This is a genomic window from Desulfogranum marinum (genome assembly GCF_016918565.1).
Taxonomy (GTDB): Bacteria; Desulfobacterota; Desulfobulbia; order Desulfobulbales; family Desulfobulbaceae; genus Desulfogranum; species Desulfogranum marinum.
On the sequence record NZ_JAFFQD010000210.1, the window covers coordinates 1 to 251 of the forward strand.

Consider the following 251-nt stretch of genomic DNA (forward strand, 5'->3'; position numbering starts at 1 on the left):
CATATCGGCTCCATCAAGTAAAAAACGGCTTAGAAGATGATGGAAAAGTATAACATAATATCAATATTTCAGACAGTTAAAACACTATTTGCGCTTGTTTTGCTGTAGTAATTATTCGAGAAACCCTGAAATTAATAGGTACTTCATGACAACTCAAGAAGCTGTGAGCTTGATACTCCATGCCGGGGCGATAGGTAAAGGTGGGGAGATCTTTGTGTTGGATATGGGGGAACCTGTACTTATTCGAGATC

Annotated in this window: 1 pseudogene; it reads left to right on the forward strand. The window is 39.0% G+C overall.

Annotated elements, in window-relative coordinates:
• Nucleotides 1–121: 121 nt before the first annotated feature.
• A pseudogene (locus tag JWH17_RS23515) lies at nt 122–251 on the forward strand (polysaccharide biosynthesis protein); the annotation flags it as partial.